An 18,315-nucleotide genomic window follows, 5' to 3' on the forward strand; every position below is an offset into this window, starting at 1 on the left:
CCAATACCCTTTTATAAACTTTTTGATTATGATTTACTTATTGATTGTCAATATTTCATTGATTATCAGTTTTGTGCTCTACAAACTGATTTTTAGAAAACTTACTTTTTTTCAATGGAACCGGATCTATCTGATTGGAATGGTTGTATTTTCCTTATTAGCTCCTGTGGGTATTTTTATTGAATTACCCAAGACGGAAATGATTTCCAATCATATTCCACAGGTCGACTTAGGAACATATATGGATGTCGAAATCGGGAGCCCGATCGAAAAAAAACCTCTTTTTCTGTTGGATATTCTTGCCAAGATTTATTGGATAGGAGTGGGAATCGCCTTTTTTTTCCTGGCGATACGGATCAGGCAACTTGTTCGGGTATTGCGTTCTTCTCCTGAGTACCTGAGTTTTTCTTTTTTTAATCGGGTTGTGATTGGGAAATCGATTAAAAACAAGAAGAATATTGCATGGCATGAGCAGGTTCATGCTGAGCAGGGACATTCCTATGATTTACTGTTGATTGAGCTACTTAAAATTTTCAATTGGTTCAATCCTGTTGTGTATTTCTTTCAAAAGGAAATAAGGTTTCAACACGAGTATATTGTAGATGAAATTTGCTCGACCGATAAAGTGGCTTATGCAGAAATGCTGGTTGCTCATGCATTACGTACAGATCAATTGGCTTTTTCACATGAGTTTTCCAATCATTCTTTTTTAAAGCAGCGCATCACGATGTTATTTAAAGATAAATCTGTACAAAGACAACGCTTGTTATATGTGATTGTGCTGCCCATGTTATTGGTGGTAGCGGGGTCTACGTTGGTCTTTAATACGAGTAGGGCCAAGGCTATGGTAGCGGATGTAGAAGAAAGCGTTAATGGCTTAACTGTGACTGATGAGCAGACATTGCCGAGCCAGTCTGAGGAGCTGAAAAATGGACAGGTAAATGAAGACAGTAAGGTCTACAAAGATCCTGAGATCATGGCTATTCCAGTTGGAGGAATGAAAAAGTATGTCATGGGATTGAGCAGTAGAATCCACGTGAGTGATGAAGCAATCAAAAATAATATGATCGGGGTAATTGTCATCACAGCCATCGTGGAGAAAAATGGTGAGTTGAGCCATATAAAGGCTAAGAATGATTTGGGCTATGGCTTGGCATCCGCTGTGGAAAATGCTGTAAAAGCAAGTGGGAAATGGAAACCTGCAATCGTCAATAGGAAAGTCGTTCGATCGCTGCTTTCCTTACCCGTTACCGTTGGCGGAAAAACGACGTACTATTGGGAGGAAACTGACACATTGGGCAGAAAGGTCCGGATGTCATCTCATTCATTCCCGGGCGCTGAATCTGGTGAAGAGACGGAAAAACAACTCAAGGAAGTAAAATCGATAAGGACGGAAGATGAGAGCGACCGCTGGAATCTTTCATTGGATTTTCAGTCCGATTTAGTAACTTTTGATAAAGTTGAGGTGCAACCAACACCTATTGGGGGAATGCGATCTTTTATGATCTGGGTAGGCGATAATTTTGTTTTTCCGGAAGCAGCAATTAAACGGGAGGTTAATGGCATTGTTGAAGTGGCTTTTATTGTCGAAAAGGATGGCAGTTTATCCCATGTTGATGTGAAAAAAGATCTTGGTTATGGAACCAAAGAGGCGGCATTGGAGCTCCTAAAAGGTGCGAAAAAATGGAAACCGGGATTAGTTAACGGTAAACCGGTACGCGTGGCTTACACATTGCCTATTCGTTTAAATTTAAAGAAGTAAAGATTAGATCATAAATATGCAGAGCAGATTCATTCAAATTTTCTATTTTATTGTGGTTTTGGCCATGCTTTCTTCCTGTAAGTCCTATAAAGTGGTTCCCAACGGTTTTGCTGTACAAGGTGATGAGTATTTTGTTAATATTAACAAAGAGCTTACCGTATTCCTCGGGGATGATATTATGGAGGATAAAAATTGGCAAGGTAAGACTAATCCGATTAATGCAAAGCAGGTTGACAATCGATTTCGTCGTGTATTACGCCATTTACGCTATTCAGATACCGCGTATCAGGTTTTGTTTTCTGGACATCTGGAAGGAAAATATCAGTATGACATGCTTGCTGTAGTCAACAACTCGCCAAATGTAAAAGGGAAAAAAAATCACCTACTTGATTTAAGTTCTTTTCAACGGGAGCAAAATAAGGAGGGACGATATTTTTATACGACTACAACTTTTAAGGGGCAAAAGCTGCTTCATTTTGTAATTCCGTTTAATGGGCGCCTTTGGCAAGAGAAAATGGTGTCGCTGATCTTTCTTTTCCCGGAGGATTTTACCGATATCGCGTGGGCGAAGGATGTAGTGATGTCTAATGTTGCTATGTATCGCGATCGTTATAAATTTACCCCGAGCCGCACAGAGATTTTATGTCCTGATGATGGTAGTAGCCGTTCGCATTTAGATTATAAAATTCCGGAAGAAAAGGTGAATAAAACAGGTTACATGTTAATGAAAGCTTATGGTGAAGTTGGCGGAGAACGAAAACTGGTTGTTTACCGCGTGATGAAGCCTGGTGATTTTTATGGTTCCTTTGTGACTTGTAAAGGGGATTATGAAATTCTATATACCACATTGCAGGACAAGATTGTTTGGCAGACCAAGGTGAATACAGAGCGGGATGTCGAATTCTAACGAAATAAATTGAAAGCCTTGGATCAATAATCCAGGGCTTTCAATTTATTCTTTAAATGTGAAATTTCATTTTGGAGCTGTTCAACTTTCTCCAATAGGTGACTGGCAACCTGAATTCCGGCAGGATTTACTTCAAGATCATAGTAGAGATTTGAAAAGCGTTCCAATTTTTGGAGCTCTTCTTCATCAATATATTGTTCTTCTTGTTGAATGACAATATGTATGAGTCCGTATTCCTCCATGGTTTGCAGGAATGTTGTTTCAACCTTTCTGGACTGGCAGAAGTCGATGACTTTAATGAGTGTCGTTTCCATAAGATTAGTGTTTTAAATCCTTCAACTGTTGGAACAAGGCCTTTTCTTCGGCAGATAGATTATTGGGCATTTGAATATTCAATGTGACATACAGATCGCCAAATTCACCTTCTTTGCGATACAAGGGGAATCCTTTTCCTTTAAGTCGCATTTTTGCACCATTTTGACTTTCGGCTTTAATCTTCAGTTTAACTTTGCCGCCGAATGTATCTAAGGTTGCTTCACCGCCTAAAATAGCTGTATAGAGGTCTATATCAAGTGTTGTGTATAAGTCATTCCTCTGACGTTTAAAACGGGCATCAGGTGTGATGTTGATGGTGATATAGAGATCTCCTTTTGGACCACCGTTGATGCCCTCTCCGCCATAACCTTTCAGTTTGATCTTCTGACCATCCTCCACGCCAGCATGAATCGTGATGCGAATACTTTTTCCATTGATATTGAAGGTCTGTTGATGTGTCGTGTAAGCTTCTGGTAAGGTTAAGCTGAGCTCCGCATTAAGGTCCTGGCCGCGGAATGTACTTTGGCGGCCTCCTCCGCGTCTGCTACCAAACATCTGTTCGAAGAAATCAGAGAATTGCCCATCATCAAAGTTTCCAGTGTACTCATGGGAACCGCCACCACCAAATGGATTTCCTCCAGCGCCGAATGGATTTCCTCCGTTAGATTGTGACTGGCGGTATTGTTGTTGCGCTTTTTCATACTCCTCTCCATGTTGCCAATGTTCACCGTATTGGTCATATTTTTTGCGCTTTTCGGGATCGGATAATACTTCATTTGCCTCATTAATCTCCTGAAATCGTTGTTTGGCCTCATTGTCATTGGGGTTGACATCAGGGTGGTATTTACGGGCTAGTTTTCGATATGCTTTTTTGATGTCATCAGCAGAAGCTGTTTTATCAATGCCAAGCACTTTATAGTAATCTACAAAAGCCATAAATTATACTTGTTTTGTATTAAAGATAACAATAATTGTGAATAAAAGGTTTATGCTAAAGGTCATTTTAGTACATAAAAAAAGCAAGTAAACAATCATTTACTTGCTTTTTATATTGTACAAAATAATCCTTGATAAAGCCGATAATTTGACCTTACTCTTTATTACTGTCGATGACCAGGCGATTTTCCCTATTGGCTATTTGCCATGCCGTGTAAAATGCGAGCTTTTCGCGTTTTACCATTAATGGAAAGTCGATCTTGTCATAGGTATCTGCAGGCGTGTGGTAGTCCGGATGCAGGCCCGAAAAATAAAAGACAGAAGGAATACCTTTCTTGGCAAAGTTATAATGATCGGATCTATAGTACAAACGCATAGGATCCTTTGGATTGTCATACATATAGTCAATCTCCAGTTTCGTATGTTTTTCATTCTCATTTTTATTGATCTCATATAACTCGGAGCTCAATTTATCTGAACCGATAGCGTGGATATAATCATGATTGCCTTTGAGATGCTTGTCGTCGACACGGCCGATCATATCGATATTGATGCAAGCAACGGTGTTTTTCAATGGAAATATCGGATTTTCTGTATAGAATTTGGAACCTAGTAAACCTTTTTCTTCTGCAGCATAGGTGATGAACAAAATGCTGCGACGTGGGCCATTTCCTGTTGATTTAGCTTTCGAAAAAGCGCGTGCCAACTCAAGGACGGCTGTTGTGCCCGAGGCATTGTCATCGGCCCCAAAGAAGATATTGCCTTTGGAATCCATTCCATCGTGGTCGTAGTGGCCTCCGATCACAACGATTTCGTCTTTTTTATCTGTTCCTTCCAGATAGCCAAGAATGTTTGGATCAGCTAAAGCAGCCGCATTGGTGCCAAACTCAGCTTTAAAATTTGTTGAAATAACGAAGGAATTAGGTTTTCCCGTACGATTAATCTTTGCAACAACAGTAGCAAGGTTAGTTCTCGCCAGGTTTAGTATATAATTTGCGGCATGGTCTGTAATGTTGACTACAGGGATCATTGGCGACTTTTCCGGCGCTGGTTGGTCCACCGCCAAATTGTAACGACCCTCAATAGCACGGTCTCCCGCATCCTCCAAAAGTTGGGACAGCTGACTATTGATCGCTAACACCATTTTGGGATTGTGTTTAAGGATCTCTTTGACTTTTTTATTTCGGGTTGTTGCCCAGTCCGAAGCAGTCTTTTTGCTGCTAATCCATGAATTTCCTTTCTCATCTGTTGGCTCATTCTCATTGATCAACATAACGATCTTATTGTGGAGATCCAAGCCCGAGATATCCGAATACTTGGGATCATCTATGCCATAACCAATAAACACGATTTCATTGCTTTCGAAGAATTTGTTCTCGTTGTTGCCAATGACGAAAATGTCCTTACCATGCTGGAAGGGCCTGTCGTTAATACTAAATTGCTTTACTTTAAAGCTGTTGCGAATTAGTTGCAGGGGTTGGAAATAGGATCCGTTGACAGGTGCACTAAGTCCATATTTTTTAAATTCATTGGCAATATATTCTGCTGCCAGACGTCCGCCTTTTTGGCCGGTTCCTCGGCCTTCAAAATCGACAGAAGCTAAAGTGCGCAGATGCTTCTGGGTAGATTCTACCGTGATTTCATCGGCATATTTACTGTTTATGTCCTGTGCATTTGCACAGCTCATCAGAGCGCATGCTATCCAAAGCAGGTTGTATATTTTCTTCATTGTTTATTTTTTACTAGTGTGACTTTCAGTACCTTATTTTGTAATTTAATTAACCAGATCAGCTGCGTATCATCTCCTTGATTGATATAACAGGTGTCGTTATCTGCACAATATATAAAAAAAAGCGGATGAAAAGTGTAATTTGCTTTTCATCCGCTTCTTAAAATATGTTAATTTACCTAACAGCTACAAGCTATTTTGTTTACGCGGTTAGCGTGACGCCCACCTTCGAATTCCGTGTTTATAAATGTGTTGACGATCTTTTTAGCGAGGTCAAGGTCGATAAAACGTGCAGGTATACATACGACGTTCGCATCATTATGCTGACGGGCTAAAGCCGAAATTTCCTCCAACCAACAGATAGCAGCACGAATATTTTGGTGTTTATTAGCTGTGATAGCAACACCATTTGCACTTCCACAAATTAAGACTCCAGCATCAGCTTCTTTATTTTCTACTGCTGATGCAACTGGGTGTGCGAAATCTGGATAATCAACTGAATCTGGAGAGTTTGTTCCAAAGTCTGTTACTTCATAACCCAGTTCATTCAAAAAGCTTACCAAAGCTGTTTTGTATTCAAAGCCGGCATGGTCACTTCCAATCGCAATTTTCTTTACGCTGCTCATTTTATTGTTATTTTATTTTTCTTGTGCTAATTTTTTTCTTTTGACATCGGCCGAAACCATGATACTTATCTCATATAATAAGAACATTGGTGCCGCAACGGTCAACATGGTGATGATATCTGCAGACGGTGTAATGATAGCTGCTATCACTAAAATAATTACAGTTGCATAACGACGGCTGGCCCGCATAAATTCAGGGGTCATAATGCCTATTTTCGAGAGAATAAATACCAGTATCGGGAGTAGGAAAACAATTCCACAGCCCAATGTTAACGTTGCTATCGTAGAAAGGTAGTTATCAATGGTAATCTGGTTCACGATCTCATCACTTAGGGATACGTTGGCTAGAAAGTTGATGGATAAGGGTACAACGATGTAGTATCCGAAGAGTGCTCCTAAAATAAACAATAAAGAAGAGTAAAAAACAAACCCGCGTGCAGACCGTCTTTCCACATCGGTCAGTGCTGGTTTTACAAATAACCAAATTTCAAAAAGGAGGTAGGGGAATCCCATCATCAAAGCCATCAATAAACAGGAGTTTATCTGAAGCATAAATTGACCTGCTAGTTCGGTATTGATGATATTAAAAGGAATTTTCTTGACACAGAAGTCCGCTAAATTGAAAGCATCTGCGGCTTTACACATCATGCGATAGGTCCAAAAATTTAGATTCTTTGGCCCCATGATGATATCGTTGAATACGAAATCGTAGAATGTAAAGGCAATACCTGCAAAGATACAGATCGCAATTGCTGAACGGACCAAATGCCATCTTAAAACCTCAAGGTGGTCAAAAAAAGACATTTCCGCTTCTATATTCTTCCCTTTATCTTTAATAGCTTGTATTAGATCTTTCGAATTAGGTGTACTCATAAAAATTGTTTGGAAACAAAAATACCATTCTTATTGTAAAGAATGGTATTTTTTATGTATGTAAAGATAATTTTATTTAATCTTCTGCAGGATATTCCGTTAGGTCGAAAGTTTCCATAAACTTTGTCGTGAAATTGCCGGCTCTAAAGTTAGGGTCGCGCATCAATCTCAAATGCAAAGGAATGGTTGTTTTGATCCCTTCAATGACGAATTCACTCAATGCACGTTCCATAGTACAAATTGCTTCCTCACGTGTTTGCGCAACGGTGATCAATTTAGCAATCATAGAATCATAGTTTGGCGGAATTGAGTAACCAGAATAAACGTGTGTATCTACACGTACACCATGTCCACCTGGTGAGTGGAAGTTGGTGATTTTACCTGGTGAAGGACGGAAATTGTTAAAAGGATCCTCCGCATTGATACGACATTCGATCGCATGCATTCCTGGTTCGTAGTTTTTTCCGGAGATCGGAATTCCTGCGGCCACCTTAATTTGTTCTTTGATCAGATCAAAGTTGATGACTTCTTCCGTTACCGGGTGTTCTACTTGGATACGTGTGTTCATTTCCATAAAGTAGAAGTTGCGGTGTTTGTCAACCAAGAATTCGATTGTACCAGCACCTTCATAGTTTACAGCTTTAGCACCTTTAACAGCAGCCTCTCCCATTTCAGCTCTCAATTCGGGAGTCATAAAAGGTGATGGCGATTCTTCAATCAATTTTTGATGACGACGTTGGATCGAACAGTCACGTTCAGATAGATGACATACTGTACCGAATTGGTCACCCACAATTTGGAATTCGATATGACGCGGTTCCTCTACATATTTTTCAAGGTAGATACCGTCGTTACCGAACGCAGCCGCAGATTCGACACGCGCAGAATCCCAAGCTGGTTCAAATTCTTCGTCTTTCCAAATGATGCGCATACCACGGCCACCACCACCGGCTGTAGCCTTGATGATAACTGGGTAGCCGATTTCATTGGCTAAGGTAATACCTTCTTTTACGTTTGAGATCAAACCATCGGATCCTGGAACAGTAGGAACACCAGCTTTTTTCATGGTATCTTTTGCACGGGATTTATCACCCATTTTCTCGATCTGCTCTGCAGTTGCACCAATAAATTTGATACCGTACTCTGCACAGATAGCTGAGAAACGAGCATTTTCCGACAAGAAACCATATCCTGGGTGAATCGCATCTGCATTTGTTAGTTCAGCTGCAGAAATAATATTCGGAATGTTTAAGTAAGAGTCTCTACTCGGTGGAGGACCAATACAAACTGCTTCATCCGCAAATCTTACGTGTAAACTATCGCGATCGGCAGTGGAATATACTGCGACACTCTTGATACCCATTTCACGACAGGTACGGATAATGCGCAGGGCAATCTCGCCTCTATTTGCAATTAATATTTTTTTGAACATTGTCTTGAATTATGAAGTTTGCAAAAAATGTAGCCCTTTGGAGGCTACATGTATTCATTTACGTAATTGTAAATTACTTAGGCTCAACTAAGAATAATGGTTGGTCGAACTCAACAGGTTGAGCGTCTTCTACCAAAATCTTAACGATTTTACCTGAAACTTCAGATTCAATTTCGTTGAATAATTTCATTGCTTCAATGATGCATAGTACAGAACCGGTATTGATATCATCACCAACATTGACGAAAGATGGTTTACCAGGTCCAGCCGAACGGTAAAATGTACCGATCATTGGTGATTTGATTGTGATCAAGTTTGCTTCAGCGCTTGCGGCTGGTGCTGCAGGGCTAGCTACTGGAGCTGGTGCCGCTGCTTGTGCAACTTGAGGAGCAGCAATTGGAGCAACAGCAGGAACAGTAGCTGTTACGTACGTAGGCTCTTGATTTGTTTTTATTGTAATTTTAAAATCTTGCTCTTCAATTGAGACTTCATTCACACCTGATTTTGAAACGAATTTAATCAAGTCCTGAATTTGTTTGATATCCATACCCATAGTATTCTAGGTTTTGTTTGTTTCTAAAAAATTCTAACTGTCAAAAGTAATAAATTATACCATAAAATGGACAACTAATACGCCCATTTTAAATAGATGGATCCCCAAGTGAAACCACCACCGAAAGCAGCAAGGATAAGATTATCTCCTTTCTTCAATTGAGATTCCCATTCCCACAAGCATAAAGGAATAGTACCACTGGTGGTATTTCCATATTTTTGAATGTTCACCATCACTTTTTCTTCCGGAAGCCCCACACGTTCTGCCGTTGCATCAATAATACGTTTGTTGGCCTGATGAGGCACCAACCAAGCAATATCTTCTGACTTTAAGTTATTTTTGACCATAACCTCATGTGCTACATCAGCCATATTGGTTACTGCAAATTTAAACACCGTACGACCTTCTTGGTAAGCGTAATGTAATCCTGCATCTACAGTTGCATGCGACGCCGGATTCAGCGAACCCCCACCTTTGATATTCAAAAACTGTCCTCCGGAACCATCGGTTTTTAAAATAGCATCTTGTATACCCATGCCTTCTTCATTTGGCTCCAATAATACACAGCCACAACCATCACCAAATAGGATACAGGTATTGCGGTCTTGGTAATTGATGACCGAAGACATTTTATCGGCACCGATAACAAGGACTTTTTTATGAGTGCCAGCAGTGATAAATTGTGTTCCTGTATTCAGACCGAACAAGAAACCTGAACAAGCCGCCTGAAGATCAAATCCCCATGCATTTGTAGCTCCGATTTTATCGGCCAGAATATTTGCAGTCGCAGGGAACAGCATATCTGGTGTGCTTGTACAAAAGATAATAAGGTCAATATCTGTAGCAGCTATACCTCTTTTTTTCAATAAACCTTGCACTGCAGGTACAGCAAGATCTGAAGTAGCAAGACCTTCACCTTTTAAGATGCGACGCTCTTTGATTCCCGTTCTGGAAACAATCCATTCGTCGTTGGTGTCGACCATTGTTTCCAATTCTTTGTTAGTAAGGATATAATCCGGAACGTAACCATTTACAGCCGTGATTGCGGCGTGAATCTTTGACATAAATACTCTAATTGAAAATAGATCTGATGCTGTCAATGAACTTAGACTCGATCATATCTCTTGAAAATAAAACCATATTTTTAATGGCCTCAGGTGTCGAAATACCATGGCCAATAATGACAGGAGCATTAACTCCCAAGATCGGGCTACCGCCGTACTGCTCGTAGTTGAATCGGTCGAAGAAATCATCTTTAAAACCTTTTTTCAACGTCACTACATAAAATGATTCTGCGAGTTTCAAGACGACGTTGCCTGTAAATCCATCACAGACGTAAACGTCGGCATGGTCACTGAACAGGTCACGGCCTTCTGCATTTCCGATAAAGTTAATCTTGTCGTTGGCTTTAAGTAGGGGGTAGGTAGAGGTTGTTAGGATGTTTCCTTTTTCTTCTTCTTCTCCGATATTCAATAATCCCACTTTAGGGTTGGATACATTAAACACATGTTCGGCAAAGACACTTCCCAAGATTGCAAATTGGTTCAACATCTCTGGTTTACAGTCTGCATTAGCGCCGACGTCCAATAAGATTCCGAAGCCTGATTTTAATTTGGGAACAATGGATGCTATTGCAGGGCGTAATACGCCTGGGATAGCTTTAACGCTGAACATTGAGCCCACAAGCATGGCGCCAGTATTACCAGCAGAAGCGAATGAGTCAATTTCTTTGTTTTTTAAATATTCAAATCCCTTCGCAATACTTGAGTTGGGTTTTTGAGTTATTGCTTTGGTTGGATGTTCACCCATTGCAATGACTTCTGGAGCCTCCACATATTCAAAGTCAGATGAATTTCCTCCGGCTTGATTGATTAATTGTTTAGTCTCTTCAGTTTTACCAAAAAGGACTATTTTTTGGTCTCCAGTAAGCTGTTTTTGTGCTTCAATAGCACCTGTTATCGTTGCTTTAGGAGCATAATCTCCTCCTAAAATATCTAAACCAATCTTCATCCGTTATTATTTAGTAAATCAATAATACGCAAAAAACATCCCAAAGTAAAGCAAATTTCTAAAATAGTGCTTGTCTGGGATGTTTTGGTGTTATGAAAGGTTTACCTTAGACAACAGCTGTATTTTCAATGATCAATTTACCGTTGTAGTACAAGTTTCCGTCTACAGTATATGCACGGTGAGGTAAATGAACTGCGCCAGTTTCTTTACATACTGTCAAGCTTGGAGCTTCAGCTTTATAATGTGTTCTTCTTTTGTCTCTTCTTGATTTAGAAGTTTTACGTTTTGGATGTGCCATCTCGTATTCTTGTTTTAGTTATTTTTAATATTTCTCAATGCTTCCCAACGTGGGTCGATAATTTCTTCTTCTTTTTGTTCCTCTGAATCAGGCTCGCTTGTAAATAACGCGAGCATCTCAGGATCACATTGTATGCCTTGTCCCTGCTCTTCACATTTGACGATATAGGGAACAGCTAAATTAATGTATTCGTATAATAACTCAGCTATATCCAACTCATGGTCGCTTTTGGATAAGATCAACACCTCTTCGGTATTATCTGTCCAATCTTCATCCGTGAATTTGACTAATATTCGTTCTTGAATTGAAATCGGTGACATAAACTCTTTTAAGCAGGTATCACAAGTCAATTGAATTTCGCCTTGGATATCAAAATGCAAAATCAAAAGATTTTCTTGTTTTTGCAATTCAACTTCTGCTTTCAGATTGCCATCTTTTACAATCGAATGTTCGTAGCAGTCAAAGAACTTTTTATTAATGTCAAACTCAAAATTGTGCTTTCCAGCGTTGAGCCCCGAAAAGGGAATTCTGTATTGTTTTAGATGTTTCACAATCTTGCATTTGAGCCTGCAAAGGTATGTATAAAATCATTAGGATAGAAATATTTTTTCAAATATTCCGAAGCAAAGCTTCATATACACCAGTAACAGGACTTATTCATAATAATTTTTGCCTAACTCTATCTTTTCGCGCCCATTTGCCATACGCCATTTGTTGGTATCGCGTAGCGAATAAGCACAGCCGCAATATTCCTGCATATAAAATTTCTCCTTTTTGGAGACTTCAAGCATACGGGCAGAACCACCTTTCTTACGCCAGTTGAAAGTCCAATACTCCATCCCTTCATGGCGGGAGGCAGCACGTAAACCACAATCATTGATCTGCTCCATGTTTTTCCAACGGGAGATACCCAGCGAACTTGAAATCACATCAAAGCCATTGGCAGCCGCATACTCAGCCGTTTTTTCAAAACGCATATCAAAACACATCGTGCAACGGATGCCTCTTTCAGGCTCTTGCTCCATCCCTTTGGCCAAATCAAACCAATGATCAACATCGTAGTCCGCATCAATAAAAGGGATATTATGTTTTTCAGCAAATCGGATGTTCTCGTCTTTGCGTAAATCATATTCTTTGCGGGGATGAATATTGGGATTGTAAAAATAGATTGTAAAATCGATATCCGAAGCAATGAGTGCTTCCATCACTTCTCCAGAACACGGAGCACAGCAGGAGTGTAAAAGTAATTTTTTGCCCTCTCCCGGTAATGTCAACGTCTCCCTTACAAATTCCTTATTTTCCATAATCGTATGTGCTAACAAAAACAAAGGCAATTTTAATCAAAAAGTAGCGGATTGACAAATATTTCCGTTTTACTTATACGGGTTTGCCCCTAAAAGAATCATATAAATTCATTGATATTCTGCATATATTAGTAGATTTGTATGTTTAACGCAATACGCTATTTTTAATAAAAAATATATGAAATTTTCGTTTCAATCCTGTATTATCCTATTCGTTGCCAGTGTAATAGGTTTTACTTCTTGCAAGAAACTGGATGATGAGCCTGTACGAACGGGGGCTACTTTGATCTCTAGATTATATGTTTCTTTCTCGGATTACGACCAGAACAATTCTGCGCTTAAAAACATGATGATTATCGATCCGGCTGATACGACCAATTTAGATAATATCTATCAATATCTTTCTCCGGCAAAAGGGGGCGGACCAATTCTTTTTGATGCTGCTGCCCGGGCTATCTTTCAGGCGAGTGTTACGGCACAGGATACCTTTCTTCAGGTGATTCCATTTGCCAATGAGATCTATGGAATTCCCGGTAATGCAGGTGCTATTGGATACCGCGGTTTTACGAATGTTAGGGGATTGGCCTATTATACGTATGCCCAACAAAATGGTACATCTGGATCTGTAACAACACCATTTCTTCTGGCGGTTACAAATCGCGGAGTAGGTAATTCCATGTTATATGCGATAAGTACACCAAGTGGAAAAGTGGGATCAAAAGGTGGAGCACCAATCATTGACAAACAGATTAGCCTTGGGAACCTGGTTCCGAGTTCACTGACTTTATTGAATAGCAATACAAGTGATAGTAATGAGAAATTGGTGCTGATTGGTTTTAATAATGAAGGAACAGAAAATAGAAGTGGTTTTGCTGTATATTCTCAACTCAAACAAGAACTCATCGACCGTCCTCGCGATACCATTGTAGCTTCCACTAGATTTACGCCAGTGATGAAAGTATATATCAATGGTAAAACGGGATTAGGCTCGGTGTCCTATGCACCCAAAAAGGGTTTGTTGGCGGTAACTTCCGGTAGTGAAGTGCTATTTTTCAAAGATCCAAAAACCTTATTTAGTGGAGGCACGGACAAAACTGTGGCGCCTGATTACGTCATCGGTGGGGCTAATACAGGTTTAGTAAAACCTTGGGGGATAGCCATTGATGATCGTACGGAACAAGGGAAATTCTTTTATGTTTCTGATCTAACGAATCGTACAATTTCGCGTTTTCCATTGCTAGGTGAAGGCAATATAAAACCCGATATTGCAGCGAAAACCTATGGCTCTTTGACGCCGAATTATATCTTTTTAGATGCTCGTGAAGCTAATATTTTCTAACGTGCAGTTTAAGCAAGCAACTGGAAAAGCGCTTTGATTTCCTGTTGCTTGTTTGAACTTTCATGTTCCTCGTAGGCAGACATCAAGTTTCGCAAAGCTCGTTTAAGGATGGTCACATTATCGCAGGGATAGGTGAATTCTCTATCCGGATTGAGGTTCAGTTGCTTCAAAAATGAATTTACATCGCTTTTTTGCATAACCTGCCCACGATTAAAGGCATTGATGTAAAACAGCACATTTTCATTCCCTTCTTCATCCGAATCCATATACGCCAATACAAAATGCTTTGGTAAATTAATACCGTAGATCGGAATGTCCAATTTTTGTGCAATGATACTATAAATGCAGGATAGGGTTAAAGGATTCCCCTGTTTGGTATCGAGTACTTGACCAATATAGGAATTCTGTGGATGATGATAATCCTTTGTATTTCCTGTTAGGCCGAAGGAGCCAAAAAGAACATGATTCATCAGGTTCACTTTTTCCAGCGGGCTCATGTCGTAATGCAAACCGCGCCATACCTCAGTTTTGAGATCTTCTATCGCTAAAACAATCTTATGATCCTCATAAGAAGGATATTGATAATTATTGAGGATAATTAATCCTTCCAGTAGATTGAATGAGTTACTCAGGTTCCAAATCTGTAATTCGTTTTTGGTCTGATCAAATTGAATTTCATGGATAATATTCTCTAATCGACCCTGTATGTGAGGATCGAAGCTGGACTCCCAAAATTTTTCCAAATAGGGTACAATCTCAGGACCTTGGCTTTTTAACTGGTGCTCCACTTCCTGAATAATCTGTTGGTCGGTGTCGTCCAACAGGGATATTAGCGATTTCAACTCTCTCTCATTCATCATAACGAAGTTAACTAATTGATTCGAGATATGAGCTAAAAAAATCCCTACCGTCATTGATGTACTGCGTAGGGATTATCCAGGTTAAATTGGCATACAATTATTTGAGCTGACCATCCAGCATATTGACAACTCTTTTACCATATTCGGCATTCTTTTCAGAATGGGTTACTTGTATAATTGTAACGCCATCATCGTTGAGCTGTTTGAATAAATCCATGATTTCTTCGCCTTGTTTGGAATTTAAGTTACCCGTAGGCTCATCGGCCAGTAATAACTTCGGTGATCCCGCCAATGCACGCGCTATACCGACAATCTGTTGCTGGCCACCGGATAACTGGGCCGGGAAGAGATCCTTCTTCCCGACAATGCCAAAGCGATCAAGCATATCGGCAACAATAGCTTTTCTTTCTTTGCTTGAAATGTCTTTATAGATCAAGGGTGTTTCGATATTTTCATACACGGTCAATTCATCCAGGAGATGATAAGCTTGAAATACATAGCCTATGTGAGATTGGTATAGTTGGTTTCTTTTCTTTGCTTTCATATCCAATACATTCTCGCCCATAAAGATATATTCACCCTCATCAGGTTCATCAAGCATACCGATAATATTTAATAAAGTTGATTTTCCAGATCCTGATGGTCCCATGATGGAGATAAAATCACCTTCAGCAATATCGAGACTTACATCTTTAAGGACGAATGAGCGTGTACCACCTACGTTATACCACTTGAATAAATTTTTTAATTGTATCATTTTTTAGTATTGAGATCTTAGATATTCTTGTTTTATATTTTTATTAGTCATCATAATTACTGTTCGACTGGGGAATAGGGCCCTTTACCGCTCAAATTATCTTTTATTCATCGCGCAGGCTATCTATTGGATTTGTTTTTGCGACTTTTATAGATTGGAAGCTGATGGAAACCAATATGAGGATAAATATGCAAAATATTGGGATCAAAAACGACCACCAGGACAGCTGAATATGATAGGCGAAATTGGAAAGCCATTTATTCATGAGTAGATAGGCTATTGGAAGGGCTATGCCGATCCCGACTAAAAAGAGCTTGAAAAATGGTTTGTTCAATTGAATAAAGAGCAATTGTACCGAGGCTCCCAGTACTTTACGGATGCTCATTTCCTTTTTTCGTAATGCCGCCTGATACGCCGCCATACTAAATAGCCCTAAGGCCGCGATGATAACCGAAAGGCTTGTGAAACTATTAAATGCAGTCTGCAATTCGTGCTGTTTTTTGTGCTGTAAAGCATATTGCTCATCCATAAAAGAATAATCAAGAGGCAGATCTTTTGCGGATGGATTTTTCAACCATTCTGCTTTGACTGTATTGATGGCCTGATCAACCATTCCCGGTTTTGTTTTGACCATGAGGGTTGTCTGAAAGCGCATAGTACCACATTCGTTTTTAAATGAATATAGGCTCGGCTGAACTACATTTTCAAAGCCATAAGCTTTACTATCTTTGACTAGGCCAACAATTTCAAAGGTGACATCACAGCCTTTGATTTTAGCACCTATCGGGTTTTCGAGTCCTAAATTTTTGGCTGCAGATTCGTTGATGACCGCATAGTTGGCCAAGGAATCGTGAAGCAGTTGATCTATTGAAACAGTGGTGTTTCCTTGTATACTGGAGATATTTAGCGTCTTGAAATATCCAGGATCAATACCGACATGTGCAAATGAAACGTTTTTTTGAGCATAGGAAAAATCCATTTTGGGAGGTTGTTCGCCTTCCCCTGGAATATTTGTCGCTGATGCAACTGAGGCAATACTTGGATCATTCTCTAACCGACGTTTTAGTTGTTGATAGGAACCATCGATTTTATTGTCGTAATACATACCGACACCTTTGAAATTAACAACCTGTGCAGGTTCAAATCCTTTATCCGCCTGCTGCATATAATTTAGCTGTGCCCTAATAACCAGCATGCCCGATATAAATAAAATGGCCATACTGATCTGAAAAGTTAGTAGTGCGTTTCGAAATGTGCCCTTTTTGAGAATGGAAGTCAGTCCACCTTTAAGGAGATTAACGGATTTGAAGCCAGAGAGTACGATAGCTGGGTATATTGCCGATAGAACTGTTGTCAATAGTACGGCAATAGCAAGTTGGACGATTGTTTCTGAACGCAGAATATAGCCCTTAAGATCATCATTGAACCATTTTTGGAGGATATTTCCTGTGAGGGCCAAAGCAACGAAACTTAGAATTGCAGCACTGAAAGTCAGAATAAATACTTCTAGTACCAATTGCCTGACGATAGCCCAACGTGAGCTTCCCAATATTTTTTTGAGCGCGAGTTCCTTAATGCGTTGATCCGCTTGTGCCATAATCATATTGGCAAAATTGGCAGAGGCGAGTAAGAGGATCAAAACGGAGAGAATACCAATAATCCACGTGATGATATAAGCCGTGTTACTTCCTGTTTTTGGCCGAAGGTGAAGGTTGGACAGTGGGTCTAGGTAGATCCTCCCTTTGGCATAACTGGAGGAGCGGATTTTATCTTTCGGTGCAATTTCTTTCTGGTAAAGCGCGTTGATGCGATTGGTCAACTTCGTGATATCCGTACCGGGACGTACTTGAATATAAGTTTGATACAAAAAAGGATTATTATTGGCGAAAAGGTCCTGCGGTTCACGGATAAACAGGAGATCGTAATCAATCATGGATAGACCTTGCTCTTTGATTGTACCGTAGATTGTTTCCTGCACACCTAGAGCAAGGCTTATAGCTGGAATCGACTGGGGGCTGTCAAAATTTAAGTCTTCTTTTTTGAATAGTTGTTCGGCAATATGGCTTTTGACCATGGTCGCATCCTTTTGATCCTTGTTTTTGTAGAGCGGTCCGGTCGCATTTTCGATTTGAAAGATTCGTGCGGCTGAGGAGTCAATCAGTGCAGCATTTTTAATAAGGACTGTTTTTTCACCAAAAAGGGGATAACTTCCATAATTGTAAACTATTTTTCGACCTGCATAGACGATATCAGGTAAATTCTGTTTTAGCAATGGAGCCAGAGAAGGTGAAGTTTCGTCCGTAAATGCACCTTCTGCTTCAAGGCCAATTTGGTAGATATCCTTGTAATGTGGATTCCATTTATCGTAGCTGGTCTCTCGATTGATGTATTGATAGGAAAGGATAAAACCGGTAAAACCCAAGGTCAATCCAATTATATTTAGAAGAGTAAATCCTTTGTTTTTTAAGAGTTTACGCCAAGCTAGTTTGAAATCATTTTTTGTCATCTTACGCTGGATATGTATGCTTAAACCAAGTAGAATTATTTCACTCAATTAAAATTACAATCCCCTTGCCAGTGTCGTAATAGTTTTATTATAAATAACTTATCGTGT

At 39.8% G+C, this 18,315-nt stretch carries 18 protein-coding genes; 3 read left to right on the forward strand and 15 right to left on the reverse strand.

Annotation, left to right across the window (positions count from 1 at the left end):
- The first annotated feature begins 28 nt into the window (after positions 1-28).
- Both B3600_RS05650 and B3600_RS05655 read left to right on the forward strand, forming a co-directional pair.
- Positions 29-1,762, forward strand: coding sequence for an energy transducer TonB (locus B3600_RS05650; RefSeq protein WP_286752353.1), 1,734 nt, complete (start codon positions 29-31; stop codon positions 1,760-1,762).
- A 16-nt stretch (positions 1,763-1,778) separates the two neighbouring features.
- Positions 1,779-2,669, forward strand: a complete 891-nt coding sequence (locus B3600_RS05655) for a hypothetical protein (protein ID WP_112373758.1) — start codon at positions 1,779-1,781, stop codon at positions 2,667-2,669.
- Positions 2,670-2,692: 23 nt separating this feature from the next.
- Here the strand turns inward: B3600_RS05655 and B3600_RS05660 are convergent, their stop codons facing one another.
- From B3600_RS05660 to B3600_RS05715, 12 genes are all read right to left on the reverse strand, one after another.
- Positions 2,693-2,983, reverse strand: coding sequence for a chaperone modulator CbpM (locus B3600_RS05660; RefSeq protein ID WP_046672278.1), 291 nt, complete (start codon positions 2,981-2,983; stop codon positions 2,693-2,695).
- 4 nt (positions 2,984-2,987) lie between these two features.
- Entirely contained in the window at positions 2,988-3,920 is a 933-nt protein-coding gene (locus tag B3600_RS05665; RefSeq protein ID WP_286752354.1) for a J domain-containing protein, read from the reverse strand.
- 154 nt (positions 3,921-4,074) lie between these two features.
- The gene (locus B3600_RS05670; protein ID WP_159332736.1) at positions 4,075-5,649 is read right to left on the reverse strand and encodes a M28 family peptidase; all 1,575 of its coding nucleotides are present in this window, start codon (positions 5,647-5,649) and stop codon (positions 4,075-4,077) included.
- Between the two features lie 179 nt (positions 5,650-5,828).
- Complete coding sequence (gene rpiB, locus B3600_RS05675) at positions 5,829-6,275, reverse strand: ribose 5-phosphate isomerase B (RefSeq protein WP_046672275.1); 447 nt, start codon at positions 6,273-6,275, stop codon at positions 5,829-5,831.
- Positions 6,276-6,287: 12 nt separating this feature from the next.
- A complete protein-coding gene (tatC, locus tag B3600_RS05680; protein WP_070566223.1) occupies positions 6,288-7,148 on the reverse strand; it encodes a twin-arginine translocase subunit TatC in 861 nt (286 codons plus the stop codon).
- 76 nt (positions 7,149-7,224) lie between these two features.
- A complete protein-coding gene (gene accC / locus B3600_RS05685) occupies positions 7,225-8,580 on the reverse strand; it encodes an acetyl-CoA carboxylase biotin carboxylase subunit (protein WP_046672273.1) in 1,356 nt (451 codons plus the stop codon).
- Positions 8,581-8,653: 73 nt separating this feature from the next.
- Positions 8,654-9,133, reverse strand: a complete 480-nt coding sequence (gene accB / locus B3600_RS05690; protein WP_046672272.1) for an acetyl-CoA carboxylase biotin carboxyl carrier protein — start codon at positions 9,131-9,133, stop codon at positions 8,654-8,656.
- Between the two features lie 74 nt (positions 9,134-9,207).
- Positions 9,208-10,197 carry a beta-ketoacyl-ACP synthase III gene (locus tag B3600_RS05695; RefSeq protein WP_046672271.1) on the reverse strand — a complete coding sequence of 330 codons (990 nt, stop codon included), beginning with the start codon at positions 10,195-10,197 and terminating at the stop codon, positions 9,208-9,210.
- A 7-nt stretch (positions 10,198-10,204) separates the two neighbouring features.
- Positions 10,205-11,143, reverse strand: a complete 939-nt coding sequence (gene plsX, locus B3600_RS05700) for a phosphate acyltransferase PlsX (RefSeq protein WP_046672270.1) — start codon at positions 11,141-11,143, stop codon at positions 10,205-10,207.
- A 106-nt stretch (positions 11,144-11,249) separates the two neighbouring features.
- Positions 11,250-11,441, reverse strand: coding sequence for a 50S ribosomal protein L32 (gene rpmF / locus B3600_RS05705; protein WP_046672269.1), 192 nt, complete (start codon positions 11,439-11,441; stop codon positions 11,250-11,252).
- Positions 11,442-11,455: 14 nt separating this feature from the next.
- Entirely contained in the window at positions 11,456-11,992 is a 537-nt protein-coding gene (locus B3600_RS05710; protein WP_046672268.1) for a YceD family protein, read from the reverse strand.
- Between the two features lie 102 nt (positions 11,993-12,094).
- On the reverse strand, positions 12,095-12,745 hold the full coding sequence (locus tag B3600_RS05715) for an epoxyqueuosine reductase QueH (protein ID WP_070566227.1): 651 nt from the start codon (positions 12,743-12,745) through the stop codon (positions 12,095-12,097).
- 178 nt (positions 12,746-12,923) lie between these two features.
- On the opposite strand from B3600_RS05715, the gene B3600_RS05720 reads away from it, so the two are divergent.
- A complete protein-coding gene (locus B3600_RS05720; protein WP_286752355.1) occupies positions 12,924-14,084 on the forward strand; it encodes a hypothetical protein in 1,161 nt (386 codons plus the stop codon).
- An 8-nt stretch (positions 14,085-14,092) separates the two neighbouring features.
- Here B3600_RS05720 and B3600_RS05725 read toward each other — a convergent pair whose 3' ends face one another.
- From B3600_RS05725 to B3600_RS05735, 3 genes are all read right to left on the reverse strand, one after another.
- Positions 14,093-14,944 (reverse strand): transglutaminase-like domain-containing protein, encoded by an 852-nt coding sequence (locus tag B3600_RS05725; protein WP_312194325.1) that lies wholly within the window; start codon positions 14,942-14,944, stop codon positions 14,093-14,095.
- A gap of 97 nt (positions 14,945-15,041) precedes the next feature.
- Complete coding sequence (locus B3600_RS05730; RefSeq protein ID WP_159332739.1) at positions 15,042-15,701, reverse strand: ABC transporter ATP-binding protein; 660 nt, start codon at positions 15,699-15,701, stop codon at positions 15,042-15,044.
- A 103-nt stretch (positions 15,702-15,804) separates the two neighbouring features.
- The gene (locus B3600_RS05735) at positions 15,805-18,207 is read right to left on the reverse strand and encodes an ABC transporter permease (protein WP_286752356.1); all 2,403 of its coding nucleotides are present in this window, start codon (positions 18,205-18,207) and stop codon (positions 15,805-15,807) included.
- Positions 18,208-18,315 lie beyond the last annotated feature (108 nt).

The organism is Sphingobacterium sp. UBA2480, assembly GCF_002341965.1.
GTDB lineage: Bacteria > Bacteroidota > Bacteroidia > Sphingobacteriales > Sphingobacteriaceae > Sphingobacterium > Sphingobacterium multivorum.